Origin of the sequence: Bacillus sp. SIMBA_074, from assembly GCF_046534555.1 — a bacterium.
Taxonomy (GTDB): domain Bacteria; phylum Bacillota; class Bacilli; order Bacillales; family Bacillaceae_G; genus Bacillus_A; species Bacillus_A mycoides.
In genome coordinates, this window is sequence record NZ_JAWRYM010001348.1 from 1 (window position 1) to 230 (window position 230).

A 230-nucleotide genomic window follows, 5' to 3' on the forward strand; every position below is an offset into this window, starting at 1 on the left:
GGCGATGTGAGTCTGCTGGCAGAATTTCCTTCTGCGGATGGTGAGCTTTCGGCGATCATCGATGAAGAGGGCGGCGTGTGTTACGCATACCTGAGATACCGGGGAAGACTGGTCGCCCATGCCTGGCTATACAACCGCGGCGATCCATCACAAGGCGAGCTTTCGGAGACGGACGTGCCGCCGGTCAAGAATCCGGCCCGGTATGTCATGGCCCCGGAGTTCGCGCTTCC

The 230-nt window shown here is 60.4% G+C and carries 1 protein-coding gene; it reads left to right on the forward strand.

Annotation, left to right across the window (positions count from 1 at the left end; translation table 11 throughout):
• The coding region (locus SB773_RS35090) for a hypothetical protein (protein ID WP_410595216.1) at nucleotides 1–230 on the forward strand (230 nt) is incomplete at both ends.